11 protein-coding genes and 1 tRNA gene are annotated in these 13,439 nt (G+C 65.1%); 3 read left to right on the top strand and 9 right to left on the bottom strand.

Annotation, left to right across the window (positions count from 1 at the left end; genetic code table 11):
• Window positions 1-26: 26 nt before the first annotated feature.
• Both IPP68_11775 and IPP68_11770 read left to right on the top strand, forming a co-directional pair.
• Window positions 27-1,337: an alginate export family protein gene (locus tag IPP68_11775; GenBank protein ID MBL0351032.1), complete on the top strand. Its 1,311-nt coding sequence runs from the start codon at window positions 27-29 to the stop codon at window positions 1,335-1,337.
• An 18-nt stretch (window positions 1,338-1,355) separates the two neighbouring features.
• Complete coding sequence (locus tag IPP68_11770; protein MBL0351031.1) at window positions 1,356-1,823, top strand: hypothetical protein; 468 nt, start codon at window positions 1,356-1,358, stop codon at window positions 1,821-1,823.
• A 74-nt stretch (window positions 1,824-1,897) separates the two neighbouring features.
• Here IPP68_11770 and IPP68_11765 read toward each other — a convergent pair whose 3' ends face one another.
• The 8 genes from IPP68_11765 to IPP68_11730 form a co-directional block, all read right to left on the bottom strand.
• Complete coding sequence (locus IPP68_11765) at window positions 1,898-2,515, bottom strand: energy transducer TonB (GenBank protein MBL0351030.1); 618 nt, start codon at window positions 2,513-2,515, stop codon at window positions 1,898-1,900.
• Complete coding sequence (locus IPP68_11760) at window positions 2,512-2,910, bottom strand: biopolymer transporter ExbD (GenBank protein MBL0351029.1); 399 nt, start codon at window positions 2,908-2,910, stop codon at window positions 2,512-2,514. The genes IPP68_11765 and IPP68_11760 overlap by 4 nt, the downstream gene beginning before the upstream one ends.
• A gap of 10 nt (window positions 2,911-2,920) precedes the next feature.
• Window positions 2,921-3,580 (bottom strand): MotA/TolQ/ExbB proton channel family protein, encoded by a 660-nt coding sequence (locus IPP68_11755; GenBank protein MBL0351028.1) that lies wholly within the window; start codon window positions 3,578-3,580, stop codon window positions 2,921-2,923.
• The gene (locus IPP68_11750; GenBank protein MBL0351027.1) at window positions 3,564-4,844 is read right to left on the bottom strand and encodes a PepSY domain-containing protein; all 1,281 of its coding nucleotides are present in this window, start codon (window positions 4,842-4,844) and stop codon (window positions 3,564-3,566) included. Before IPP68_11750 ends, IPP68_11755 begins: the two co-directional genes overlap by 17 nt.
• Before the next feature lie 62 nt (window positions 4,845-4,906).
• Complete coding sequence (locus IPP68_11745; GenBank protein MBL0351026.1) at window positions 4,907-7,072, bottom strand: TonB-dependent receptor; 2,166 nt, start codon at window positions 7,070-7,072, stop codon at window positions 4,907-4,909.
• Window positions 7,073-7,232: 160 nt separating this feature from the next.
• Window positions 7,233-7,658: a hypothetical protein gene (locus IPP68_11740; protein ID MBL0351025.1), complete on the bottom strand. Its 426-nt coding sequence runs from the start codon at window positions 7,656-7,658 to the stop codon at window positions 7,233-7,235.
• A gap of 390 nt (window positions 7,659-8,048) precedes the next feature.
• Window positions 8,049-8,122, bottom strand: a tRNA-Met gene (locus tag IPP68_11735).
• A gap of 38 nt (window positions 8,123-8,160) precedes the next feature.
• A complete protein-coding gene (locus IPP68_11730) occupies window positions 8,161-10,908 on the bottom strand; it encodes a proline dehydrogenase family protein (protein ID MBL0351024.1) in 2,748 nt (915 codons plus the stop codon).
• A gap of 105 nt (window positions 10,909-11,013) precedes the next feature.
• Between IPP68_11730 and IPP68_11725 the strand changes: the two genes are divergently transcribed.
• On the top strand, window positions 11,014-11,883 hold the full coding sequence (locus IPP68_11725; protein MBL0351023.1) for an SDR family oxidoreductase: 870 nt from the start codon (window positions 11,014-11,016) through the stop codon (window positions 11,881-11,883).
• Between the two features lie 18 nt (window positions 11,884-11,901).
• On the opposite strand, the gene lnt is transcribed toward IPP68_11725, so the two are convergent.
• Window positions 11,902-13,428, bottom strand: a complete 1,527-nt coding sequence (gene lnt, locus IPP68_11720) for an apolipoprotein N-acyltransferase (GenBank protein ID MBL0351022.1) — start codon at window positions 13,426-13,428, stop codon at window positions 11,902-11,904.
• Window positions 13,429-13,439: the final 11 nt, after the last annotated feature.

Raw genomic sequence — 13,439 nt, 5'->3', positions numbered from 1 at the left:
TTCTTTTTATGATAGAATCGACTCCGATGATTCGGCCCAAATCCCTTCTTTTTCTGTCGCTCCCCGCGCTTTGGGCGCTCGCGCCGTCTCTTCGGGCCGAACCGGGGTCCCTGAATCTCGGCATCGACTACGGCCTTCGCGGCATCGCCACCTTAAACCCGGACGCCAACGGGTCCACGCCCGGAACCCTCAACTATTATTCCCAGTCCGCCCGGCTTTCCCTCGCCACCGAGCTGTCGCCGGGCTTGAACGTGGATTTTCGAATTCGGTCCCTCAACCTCTGGGGCCTGGAGGGCACGGGCGCGCCGCTCACCCGCTACCCCGCCGCGGACGGCACCCCCTGGGTGGAGCGGGCCTCGGCCCGCCTCACCGGTCTGGCGTGGAACCGCCTGACCCTCACCCTGGGGCGGCAACCGTTCCTCCTGGGCGACGGGGTCCTTGTTTCCGACGATGAATTAGGGTTCAACGGCCTCCGGGCGGACGTAAAACTGCCCAAGAACCTCGACCTCACCCTTTTCACCGCGAAGATTTCCGAATCCCTGGGCGCGGGGAACGATTCCGATCTTTATCTCGGCTCCCTGGGTTTTTCCCGGGACATCAATCGTTGGGAATTGTCCTGGGCGCGGGAAAAAACCGGCGCCGACTCCGTTTACCAATTGGCCACCGGCACGGCGGCCGCGACCGACGTCCGGCGGGATTTCATCGACCTTCGGCTCTTCGGCGATTTGAAAGACGCTTATTACAAACTGGAATTGGCCTTTGAAAGCGGCGAAGCCCAAATCGGCGGCGCCAACACGTCCATCGGGGGCTCGGGACAGCGCATCGAACTGGGGGCCCAAACCGACGCCTCCCGCTGGGGACGTTTCGGCGTGAAGGCCCTTTACGCCTCGGGCTCCGGCGACGACGCGGGCACGCCCACCAAGGACGAAAGCTTTCAACCGACCTTTGCCCGTCGCTGGGACGGGTTCGAGCGAACGGGCTTCGGGTCCGTCTTCGGCGCCTCCCTGTCCAACGTGTTCAACGCCTCGGCGCCCTTTTCCAACGGGGGCTCGGGACTGCCGGCGGGGGCTTCCGGCGTCAAAACCCTCGGTTTGGGTTTGTCCACCGTCCAGAAAATTAAATGGACCGCGTCGCTGGACTACTACCTCTTCGATTCCCGGGTCAAGGTGGCCGGCCTCAATTCCCTGGGTTCCGAAGTGGATCTGACCTTGGTCTACCGACATTCCGGATACGTGACTTTTTCCACCGGCGCCGCCTACTTTTTCCCCGGCGACCTCTACGGCCCCGACGCTTCCCGCGTGAGCCGTTACACCCTCGAAACCCAAATTCATTTCTAACGACCCGTCGGCGTTCCCGTGAACCCCGAAGCCCTCCCCCCCCAAGCGACCTGGCGTCGAAAAACCCTTCTCCGCGCCCTCGCGGCATCGGCGGCGCTGTCGATCCTGGCCGGCTGCGCGCGCCCCGGCGTCAACGTCGAAATGTCCCGCTGGGTCGGCCAGCCCTACGCCCGGGTGCTTGACGCTTTCGGCGAACCGTCCCGGGAGACGGCCCTGCCCGACGGCCGCCGGTTGGTGACCTACGAATTCCCCCACCGGGCCGCCATCGTCAATCAATTCGCAAACGCCGCCGACCGCTTGGGCGCGACCATTCAAAACGCCGTCGGCACCGTTCAAGTTCCCCGCCCCGCCGAAGACCGCTACACCGACGGGGTCTCCAAACGCCTCTTTATCGTCACCGCCGACGCCGTCGAAGATTGCGTTTTCATCGACCACGCCGGAAAAGCCTCCCCCCCCGGCAAAGATTTCAAGTCCGACCGCCCTTAACGCCCCCCTCTAAAAAAAGAAAACCGCCCGCGCGTCGGCGCGGGCGGACGTGACCTCCCTTCCCTTCGGGAATATCAGCGAAGTTCAAACGAAATAGGCAGCGTCACCCGACAGGGCACCGCGCGTCCCGACGCGTCCCGCGCCGGGGTGAACCGCGCCCCTTTGACCTTTCGGAGGGCGACCTCGTTCAAGGCCTCGTACGCCCCTTCCAAAAGCCGAACGTCCACCACCCCGCCGTCGACGCCGATCCACACCGCCACCACCACGCGGCCGTCGCGTCCTTTCTGACGGGCGACGTAGGGGTAATCGCTGGCGAAAATCCGGTTCGCCACCCACACCGGCTTTCGCGCCACGTTGGCGACCGAGAAATACCCCCCGGGACCGTTTCCGCCGGCCCCCGCGGTCGCCGTCGCCTCCCCCCCGGCGGAACCGTCGGGTTCGGGCTCCGCCGCGGGCGGGGAGGGCGGAGGCGCTGTTTCTTTTGGGGTCTTCGCCCCCTCCCGCCAGGAATCGAGGCGAGCGGGCGTCCCGCCGCCGCTCGAAGGCGCCGGGGACAGAAGGCTCCCCATCGACAAATCCAACTCCGCGACGATCGGCAGCGGGGGGTCCCCGGCCAGGAACCACAGGAGCAACCCGCCGACCGCCGCGTGGACGGCGGTCGACACCCCCACCCCCGCCGCCAATCGTCTCACGGCTGGGCGGCCAAGGCCACCCGGGAAACGCCGGCTTTCTTGATCAGATCCAAGAGGGCCACGATTTCCCGGTAGGACAGGCTCTGATCGGCCGCCAGGGTGACCCGAACCGCGGGGTTGGCCCGCGCTTCCCGCTCCAAATTCTCCCGAAGGCCGTTCGCGTCCACCCGGTGTTCGAGCAGGAACGCCTCCCCCTTCGCGTTCAAGGTCACGCGCAGGCTCGGCGCCGAGGCGGCGTCCGCCGCGGCGGCGGCCGGCAAATGGATCTTCAAGGCCCCCTCGGAGGCAAAATGCGCCGTGACCATGAAAACGATCAACAACACCATCATAATGTCCACCAACGGCGTCACGTTGATCCCCGTGACAACCCCGTCGGCGTCGTTCTCGTTTTGCACGCGGCCCTCCTTACGGCACCGTCGTAAAGTCCGGGGTCGGCGCCTCGGCGGCTCGCCGGCTTTTGGCGAATAGCTGAACGGTGTGCGCCACCCCCTGGGCGTTGGCCAGCCGCCGACGGATCGCCGTTTGGAAATAGTTGTTGGCCATGACCGCGGGCAGCGCCACCAGGATGCCGAACGCCGTGGCGATCAACGCGGAGGAAATCCCCGCCATCACGACGGCCACTCCCCCCTGCCCGGCGGCCCCCAGGTCGTTGAAGGCCTTGATAATGCCGAGAACGGTGCCGAAGAGACCGATGAAGGGCGCGTTGTTGCCCAGGGTTCCCAGGAACACCAGGCGCCGTTCCAGCAGGGATCTTTCCAGGACCATTTGCGCCGCCATCGCCTCCGTCACGGAATCGGAGCCCAGCGGGAAATGGTCCAATCCCGCCAAGGCCACCCGGGCTTCCAGGGCCGGGATCGACCGGGCCCATTGACGTCCGCCGGTGAAATCGCCCTTTTCCAACAACCCGCGGAACCGTCCCAAAAACGCGGGAAAGTCCACCCGCGACCGGCGGAAAAGAAGCCAACGTTCCACGGCCACTCCCAGCGAAAGGACGCTCGCCGCCAAAAGGACCCACAACACCCACACGTCGCCCAATAGCGCCAGGCGTTTAAAGAGGAACAACATCGCGACGCCTCCATTGTTTTAGAATTCGATCCAGACCGAACAACGCCAGGGCCGAGGCCCCCGCCATGGGAACAAGGCAAAAAAACAAGGCCGACAACGCCCAAAAAGCCGCGGGCAAGGGTTCCCGCCCGGTGGCGGCCGGCGCTCCCGCCCAGGAACCGGCCGGGCGACGCTTCCACCACAGGATCGCCCCCGTGGCCACCAGCGCCAACACGCCGAGACCGACGATGGAATTCAAGACCAGGTTCCACGTCCCCAGCCACGTCCCCTCGTGCAAGGCCACCGACATCAACGTAAATTTGCCGATCCAACCGAAATCTTTCCACCGGTAATCGGCCAGGACGGCGCCCGTGGTGGGATCCACATGGATGTACGCCCGGTCCATGGGTCGGGGCGCTTTCCATCGGATGACCGCCGCCTTTCGGGGGTCCTTGGGCCAAAGGATCGTGGGCGTGGCGCCCGGAAGCCGCTCCCGGGCGACCGCCACCAATCGGTCCAAAGGAAGCGGTTTTTGACCCGGCGCCGGGTCGCAGGTGAACGGCGACCCGCCGAAACCGGGCGGCGAGCCCGTTCCGGTCGCCTGGGCGATTTGGGAAATCCATTTTCCCGTGACGCCGGTCCAAGGGACGCCCGTGCCCACGAAGAGGAACAGCAATCCGGCGAGGTAGAACGCCGGAACGGCGTGAAGATCCCTCCACCGGCCCCGGCCCGAAAGGGACAAGCGCGGATACCACACGCCCCCCCCGCCGCCTTTTTTGGGCCACCACAGGAACAACCCCGTCGCCAGGAGAAGGAACGCCCAGCCCGCCGTCATTTCCATGGCGATTTCCCCGGCCCGCCCGAGAAGAAGGGACCCGTGCAGATCGTGGGCCAACTGCATGAGGGTGCGGTCCGTCCTCTGGCTGCCCACGATGGTCCCGTCGTGCGGGTTCACGTACACGGTGAGCGGGGGGCCCTCTTTGGATTTCAAAAACACCTGGGTGGAACGGCCCGCTCCGGGGCTCGCGATCAGGCTTTGGGCGGTCCAGCCCGGGAACGCGCTTTGGGCGTTGTCCCATTGCCGTTGCACGGAGACTTCGGCGGGTCCGACCGGGACCCGAAGCCATTTTTCATACAGTTTCGGCTCCACCCGCGGTTTGAACAAATACACCAGCCCCGTGACGGCCAAGACGGCCAGGGTCGGGCTGAGGCAGACGCCCGCCCAAAAATGCCACCGCCACAGGCGCGCGTGGCCGGAGGACGCGTTTTGATCCGGAACACTCATAAGACTTCCCCCCTCCAACGGGCCCCCGGCGCTTCCCGAAAGGAAGCGCCGGGGGTCTCCATTCAGAACGTCAACTTCACTCCGCCGAACACGGACCGGTCCTGGCCCGCGAAAAACCCCTGCTTGGTGGCCCGCACCGTGTCGGGGGTGTCCCCCAGGGCGTCGGCCACCACGACCGTCGACCCGATGTATTTCTTGTCGAAGGCGTTCCGCAGGTCCACGAACAGGATCATTTTCTTAAAAGGCCCCTTGGTCAGCGTCCGGTTGACGTGCGCGTTCACGTTCCAAACCGTCGCGCTCAAGGATTTGAGCGTGTTGCTGTTGTTGATGTAGTACGGAGCGATGTAATTGGCCTCGATCCACGTCCCCCACCCGGCCCCGGCCTCGTAACCCAGGCGGGAGTTGAGCACGTGCTCCTCGGCGCCCGGCACCTTGTTTCCGCGGCGATCGAAGGCGACCCCGCTGATGTTTTCGGTGTATTTCTTGTAGACGTGGTTGTTGAAGGTGTACCCGACCGACCAGGACGCCCCCGCGACGGGCCGCCACTCCAAGGTCGCTTCCGCGCCCCGGTGGTCCGCCCGGGGAGCGTTGGAGGTGAAGCTCGAAAGCCCCGACCCGGGCGATTGGGTGACGAACTCGTCTTTGAATATCTCGTAGTAGCCCGCCCAGTCGAACGCCAGCGTTCCCCCCGCGTTGCCGACCGCGCCCAATTCAAACCCGACGTTCCGCATGGGGCGGAGGTCCCCGTTGTTGCCGGTGGTTCCCGCGGGCGTGGTCGTCAATTGGCCGATGCCGGGAATTCCATAACCGGTTCCCACCCGCCCGTGAAACTTCAAATCCGGCTTCGCCTGGAAGACGAGGTCGGCTTCGGGAGCGACGTTGAAGAAATTCCGCTCCACGCGAACGCGGGAGTACGCCTCGCTGGCCGTTCGGGTCTGAACCCGGGCGGTCACCCGGGAGGACTCCAGGCCGAGCCCCAGCACGCCGCTCCAGCGGTCGGTGAATTGGACCTCCTCGCGGAAACGGCCGCCGACGTTGCGGTGGTTGCCGCGCGTGTTGGATTGCGCCGCGCCGCGGGTGCCGCTCCAATCGGCGAGGTTCCGGTAGCTGGTCGCTTCCTGCTCCATGTAGTTAAAGAACACCCCGGCGAAATGCTTGGCCGGTTTGCCGAACAACGTCCCCTGGCGCGTGAGGTCCATGTACTGGTGGAAGTTGGGGTTCACGTTGTCGCCGATCGTCGCGAAGGTCTGGTTGATGTCTTTGGTGTCGTAGGCGCCCAGGAAGCGCAGCCCGGTGTCGGGCGTGAGGGCGTGTTCGTAGCGAACCCCCACGATCGTTCGCCGGTCTTCGCGGTTCTGGTCGGCCTGGGTGGCGGACACGTTGCCCACGCCCGTGACGCTGGTCGTGCCCTCCTGCCGCGGGTTGTCCGTGAATTGGTTCATCGTCAGCCGGTTGGGAACGTCGGCGCGCAGGTCGTTGTTTAAGTATTTAAAGACGATGGTCCGTTTTTCGTCCGGGGTGAAGGTCATCGTCAGGTTTTGCGTCCCCGTCCAAAAGGCGCTGTGGTCGATGTACCCGTCGCCTTGGATGAAACTGCCGAAGGCCGAATACTCGAACCCCGGGCTGCGGCCCCCCGCGTGCACGTAATGGTTGGAATAGGCGTGGCTCCCCAAGGTGGATCCCACGTCCACCCCGTCGATGTCGCGGCCCTGGCGCGAGCGGAAGTTCACGACGCCGCCCAGCGCGTAATTGTCGTAAAGGGAGGACGACGGCCCCCGGAGAACGTCGATTCCTTCGTACGCGTTGGGGTCGTTGATGTCCGTTCTCGACAACCCGTCCGATTGAGTGGTGGGGAACCAATCCTCGTACATTTTGATGTTCCGCACCGCGAAGGACTGTTTCGAACCCGAACCGCGGATCGAGATCGTGACGTCCCGCGGGCCGTTGCTTTGTCGCAGGGTGACCCCGGGGACGGTGGTGAACATTTCCCGGAGGTTGAAGGCGTCGGTCGCTTCGATTTTGTTTCGCTCCACCTTACCGATCGTCCGGCCGGCCGGGTTCCGTTCAATGCGCGTTCCCAAAACCTGGACGGCTTCCAGCACCACCTCCGGCGCCTCCCCGACGGGGGACCCCGCCGACGGAGGAGCCGACGGGGCGGCCGCCGTCGCCGTCGAAGCCCCGACGTCGTCGGTCGCGTGCCCCCCCGCCACCGCCGCCCACAATGCCAAGAATCCAACTCCCGCAAATCGATTGATCAACCGCAAAGGCATGATGATCCTCCCCAAGAACGCAAAGAAAACGCGGCGGTCGCCGGCGCGTGTCCGCCGGCGAATGACGCTTATATCGGAAATCGCCGGTCCCCGGAAAGGGACGGCGAACTATTTCGGATTAGACCAGGGGTTGGAAACGGGGGGGCGGAACGGGAACCGGCGAGAAAATGTTTCGGTACGGCAAAAAGGGACATCCGTCGGTGAAACGGGACAAATCCGCCTTCACCGGGCGGACCGCGAGCGTCGGGCCGCGCAAAGGCTCCGCCGGCCGGCACGCTTCTCGAAGAAAGGCGGGATTCCCCTCCAGGGGGCCCAACCGGCACTGGGCCTCTGAAACGCCGCAGGGGTCCTGGGCGGGGGCGTCCGCGCCCGACGAAGGCGCCGCGGATTTCCGGTTTTTAATTATTTTCGCGCAGACATCGGGGCAACAACACACGTGGCCGCACACCGCGCAATCGGCGGGTTGCTTTTTCGGCGCCGCGCCCCCGGCGTGGGCCGGCACCGCCAACATCACGGCCAAAAAAAGGGCGGACCATTTTCGCATGGGTGGAATATATCAGATCGGGAAAGCCTTGTTCAACCAAACGGTGGGACGATGGGGCCGCTCCCAGGGGCCAACGCCTTGTCCATCCCCCGATCCCCCGACAACGCAACACGAATCTTCCTTCGAACTTAAAAACGCTAAGGCGTGACTTTATTCGGGGGGGCTCCCGGCGGCCGCTCCCCGCCGCATTTCCACCAAGGCGGTCGCGCTCCAACCGTTTCGTCGGCGGAGGGGTTGCGCCTCCGGCGCGCCGCCGGCCCCAAGAGCTCTGCGGTGGGGTCGGCTCCCGCGCCTCCGTCGGATTTGGACTTTTATTTCTCCCGGTCGTAGGTTCAAATCCGCCAAAAAGCAAAAAAACCGCCCGCGCCAATGCGCGACCGGTTTTTTTTGTTGCGGGGGTAGGATTTGAACCTACGACCTCGAGGTTATGAGCCTCGCGAGCTACCAGGCTGCTCCACCCCGCGAAAGGATTTTAGCAGTTTTTAACGCGGCTTTGACAAGTTCACGGCAAATCGATTTCGTAGTGGGGCGGTTCTTCGATTTGAACTTCTTGGCGAAGGAATTGGAGGAGGGTGAACGGGCCGCCCGCGTGCGTACCGGTGCCCGAGGCCCGGGTTCCCCCGAAGGGGATGAGGCCCACGCTCGCGTGGGTGATTTTCCGGTTCACGTATTTGACCCCGGCGACGACGGACCGGCCGAAAAGCGCCTTGGTCTCTGACGACCGCGTAAAGACCCCGGCCGTCAAAGCGAAGCGCGTCGCGTTCATGATTTCAAAGGCGTCCGGCGCGCTTCCCGCGGTGAACACCGCGACCACGGGACCGAAAATCTCCTCCTGGGCCGACCGGGCCCGGGGCGACGTCAACTCCATCACCGCCGGCCACACCAGCCGCGCGGCGGCGTCCGCCTTTTCCGGCGTGAGCAATCGCCCCTCCGCTTTCCCCAATTCGACGTAGCCCCGCACCTTCCGGAACGCCGCATCGTCGATCAGCGGGCCCACCTGGGTCGAGGGGTCCGCGGGATCCCCCACCCGGAGAGCCGCCACCAACTCCAGAAATTGGGCCAGGAAACGCTCCCGGATTTTTTCGTGAAGAATCAATCGGGAACAGGCGCTGCATTTTTGACCGCTGTAGCCGAAAGCGGAGTCGATCACGCCGGCCAGGGCGAGGTCCAGATCGGCGTCCGCGTCGACGAAGATGGCGTTCTTGCCGCCCGTCTCCAGGATCAGTCGTTTTGCGAAAGGCGCGTCGGCCGCGTCTTGACGGATGTGTCGGGCGGTGTCGTCCGACCCCGTGAAGGCGATGAACTGGGTTCGGGGGTCTTTCACCAGGGCCGCGCCGACCGTTTCCCCGGGCCCGGGAACGAGCTGAATCACCCCGGGCGGGCACACCGTCGACAACAGGTCCACGAGCTCCCGGGCAATCCCGGGGGCCTGCTCCGCCGGTTTAAGGACGACGGTGTTGCCCGTGACGAGAGCCGCCACGGTCATCCCGCAGGGAATGGCCAGGGGGAAATTCCACGGAGCGATGACCACGCCCGGCCCCAGGGGCCGGTGGACCATCCGGTTCCGCAGCCCCGGGAGAGACGGAAGAGCCGGCGGAACGTCCAGGCGTTCGGCCTCGGCGGTGTAATACTCGATGAAGTCCACGGCTTCCGCCACATCGGCGTCGGCTTCGACCCAGGTTTTCCCCACTTCGCGGACGATTTTGGCCGCCAGCTCGAAACGGCGCCGCCGCATTTCCCGGGCCGCCGCCCGCAAGCGGTCGGCCCGATCCCGCACGGTTCGGCGCCCCCAGGCCTCCGCGGCGTTGGCCGCACGTTCCAGCGCCGCGCCGGGATCCCCGGCGCCTCCGCCGGGGGAGGGCGCCGACGACGCCTCGCGGGCCAAGGAATCCGCCATGCGTCCGCGGTTTTCCGGACGCGACCAATCCGTCAAGGGCTCGTTGACGAACCCCCGATTCTCCCCGGGGGCGCTCTCCTCCGCGGTCTCCGCCGCGGGCGGCCGGAGCAGAAGGGCGGGGCCCGCGCGGCGATGGGATTGGCGCAGAAAGGATTCGTTCGCCGTGTTTTCCAGCACCCGCCGGACCAGATAAGCCATCCCGGGAACCAGGCCTCCGTAGGGGGTGTAGACCCGGGTTCGTTGTCCCATGGCGTTCAGCGCCCGGCGGGTTTCCTCGGCCATGCCGAAGAGCGTTTGAAATTCCACGTCCCCCGGGGCCAATCCCCGGTCCTCCGCCAGGGCCAGGACGACGGCGAGGCTTCGGGCGTTGTGGGTGCCGAAGGCCGGCCGGAAAGCCTCGGGATTTTCCAGAAGGAAAGCCGACAGGGCCTCGAATTCCCGATCGGTTCGGTGTTTATGGGGCCAGACGGGCACCGGCCAGCCCGCTTTGGCCGCCCAAAGGTTTTCCTGGTCCCAGTAAGCGCCTTTCACGAGGCGAACCGGCGTCCGCCGTCCCCGGGCCAGGGACCAGGACTTCAGGTCCTCCAAATCGCGGGCCGTCTCCCGAAGATAGGCCTGCACCGCCAGGCCCAGGCCGTCAAAACCGGAAAATTCCTTTTCGTCGAGCAAATCCCGATAGACCTGAAAGATCCGGCTCTTCAGGCTGTGTTGCTCCATGTCGATCCAAAGAAAAGCCCCCGGCTGTTTTTGGGCGGCGCGCGCCACCCGCCGCAGACGCTCCCGGGCTTCCACCAGGGCCGCCTCGTTCAGCGGGCCGAAAAAAGGCGCCAGGGCGGACACTTTGATCGAAATATGGGGGCGCGGGAGGTGGGCCAGAAGGTCCAGGTAGCGGCCCACGTGCTCCTCGGAGGAGCGCGCGGAGGTGAGCCCTTCGCCCAGGACGTCCAAGAGCACGTCCGACCCTTCGCGGCGAAGGGCCTCCAGGCGGGGACCGGCCTCCTCGATGGTTTCGCCCGCGATGAAACGTTCGGCCATCCACCGCAGGCCGAAGCGGAGCCCCGGGGCCAGAAGATTCGCCGGAATCCACCGGGCGATCCAGCCGGGGGCGGCCGACTCTTCCAATAGATCCAAAAGTTTTCCTTTGACTTCGGCGTTGTTCGCGAGGGTCGGGCTCACGTCCAAAAAAGTCAGGAGGGCCCGCCGCAGGGCCCGGTGGTTCATCCCGGCGTCCAACAGCTTTTCCGTCAGCCCATTCCGCGAGAAAAGAGGGGAACGGAATTCCGCGGACCGGCGGAGGAGTTCCCGCCCCAGGGATTCCACGCGCCCCGACAATCGTTCCATCGACGTCGCCATGGTTTCAGTATATCCCGCCCGCCGACAAATTCAACCCGGCCGTTCCCGGGCGGGGGACGCGGAAAGACTTTTTTTTTGCCCGTTCCTCCCGTATACTCTACGGGCATGGAAAAATCGATCCTATTGACCGGCGCCTCCGGCGGTTTCGGCCGATTGCTGGTGACGGAATTGCACGCCCGGGGGCACCGGGTGCTGGCCGCCCTGCGGGGCGGCGAAGTCCGGGGCGCGGCGTTGTTTCCCGACCTGGCCGATTCCCCCCGGCTTAAATTCGCCGACGTCGACCTGCGGGACCCCGCTTCGATCCAACACCTGGTTGAAAAAACGAAACTCCATTTCGGACGGCAGTTGGACGTCTTGATCAACAACGCGGGGGCCGCGGTCCTGGGGCCGGTCGAACATCAATCCTTGACGGACGTCCGCAACCAATTCGATCTCAATTTTTTCGGTCCGTTGGCGCTCCTGCAGGGGCTCCTCCCCGTTCTGCGGTCCTCCCGGGGGCGGATTCTGAACGTCACCAGCCTGACGGCCTACACGACGTTTCCTTTTTACGGCACCTACGGCGCTTCCAAGCACGCCCTGGACGCCCTGACCGAGGCGCTCTTTTACGACCTCGCCGAGTCCGGCGTACAAGTCTGCGCGGTCGAGCCGGGGGCCTATCGAACCGGGTTTTCCCGGGCCGCCCTCCGGCCGCCCCTTAAGGAGGACGTCCCCGCGTCGGACAAAAAGCGGGTTCGGGCCTTTGAGGATTTCCTAAAAACCTTTCGGGAGAATTCGGAAAAAGATCCCCGGGCGGTGTCCCGGCGGATGGCGGACCTTTGCGAAGCCCGGCGGATTCCGCTCCGGGTGCGCATCGGGGGGGACGCCCATCTTCATTGGTTTCTTCGGAAGTGGGTGCCGGACGGGTGGTGGGTTAAAGCGGTGGAATGGTATTTTCGGCGGAAGGTTTTTCGCTCGGGGAACGGACCCGACCGATAAACCGGAAAAGAAAAACGATCAGCGCGAGGCCGCCGGGAAAGGTCTTCGCCTTTTTTGAATCAGCGCTTTCCCGGCTCCGAGGAGAACGATCAAACAACATCCCCCCGCGAACCAATCCCCGTGGCGAACATAAAAGGTCGGCCGGTCCGTGGCCGTTAGCGGCCCGGGAAGAACCGCGGCGGTGAGCAAGGCGGTTTTGGCGAGGATTTCCCCCCGGGGGTTGATGAAACCCGAGATCCCCGTGTTCGCGGCCCGCAGAACCCAACGGCCGTTTTCCACCGCCCGAAGCACGTTGGCCGAAAAATGCTGTTCCGGGGCCGCGTTGTCGCGGTACCAGCCGTCGTTGGTGATGTTCACCAGGACCTTCGCCCCCGCCCGGGAAAAGTCGGCGACAAGCCCCGGGAAAAGCCCTTCAAAGCAGACGCTCACGCCCAGAGGCACGGGCCCCGCCAAAACGCTGGCCTCGTCCCCGGCGTCGAAAGCCCCCAAAGCGCTCAACACGCCGTCCAACCGTCCCAGGATTTTTTGAAACGGGGCGTATTCGCCGAAAGGGACCAAGTGCCGCTTTCGGTATTGGCCGATCAATTCCCCCGCCGGGGACATGAGAAAGGCCGCGTTGTAATCCCGCCCCGCCTGCCGGGAGACGGCGCCGAAGAGAATGGGGATCCGGGCCGCCTTGGCCAATCCCGCCACCCACTCCAGATATTTCACGTCGTTGGGGATCCAGCCGGGCACCGCGGTCTCCGGCCACACGATGAGCGCGGGGGATTCCTGCGCGGCGGTTCGGGTGAGCGCGGTGTAGGCCGCGACGATTTCGTCCTCGTAATTTTGGTCCCATTTTTTGTATTGGTCGATGTTCCCCTGCACAATCGCGGCGCGGAGCGCGGGGCCTTCCGCCGGCGGGTGCCGCCACAGGGCGACGCTCCAGGCGGTCAAACCCACCAGGGCCAACAGGGCGGGCACGGCGGGGCGCGCCCAGCGCTTTTCCCCCCGGAGACGGCCGTCGATCGCCAGGGCCAAAGCGCCGTTAAAGAGCGCCACCATAAAGGACACCGCGTGGGCGCCGCCGATGGCGGCCAAGGGAAGGTGTTTGGGAACGAGCCACTGGGAACCGGCCAGGGGAAGCCAGGGGAAACCGGTCAGGAGGTGGGCACGAAGGTATTCCAGCGCCACCCAGGCGGCGGCCAGGAAAAACGGCCGGGCGGTTTTCATTTCCTCCCCCGCTTTGACCGCGGCGGCGAAGGCCGACCAATAGAGCGCGAGATAGGCCGACAAGGAAACCAACGCCAGCGCGCTCACCCCGATTCCGACGCCCCCCCACCGGCAGGTGGGATACACCCAATACAAGGTGCCGAGATGGGCCCCGAACCCCGCCAGGCCTCCGGCGATCAACGCTTTTTTAAGCGGCCACCGGGGAATCGCCAGAAGGAACGGAACCAGGACGACCCAGCCCAACCACCCGCCCGCGTTGAACCGCGGAAAACAAAAAACATAGAGAACCGCGGTGGCGAGCGGCCCGACCCAAAGGGGAATGTGGCGTTTCAACGGAGGGGGAG

The sequence above is a fragment of the Elusimicrobiota bacterium genome (assembly GCA_016722575.1).
Taxonomy (GTDB): Bacteria; Elusimicrobiota; Elusimicrobia; order FEN-1173; family FEN-1173; genus JADKIY01.
This window is presented reverse-complemented; position numbering and strand designations above follow the sequence as displayed.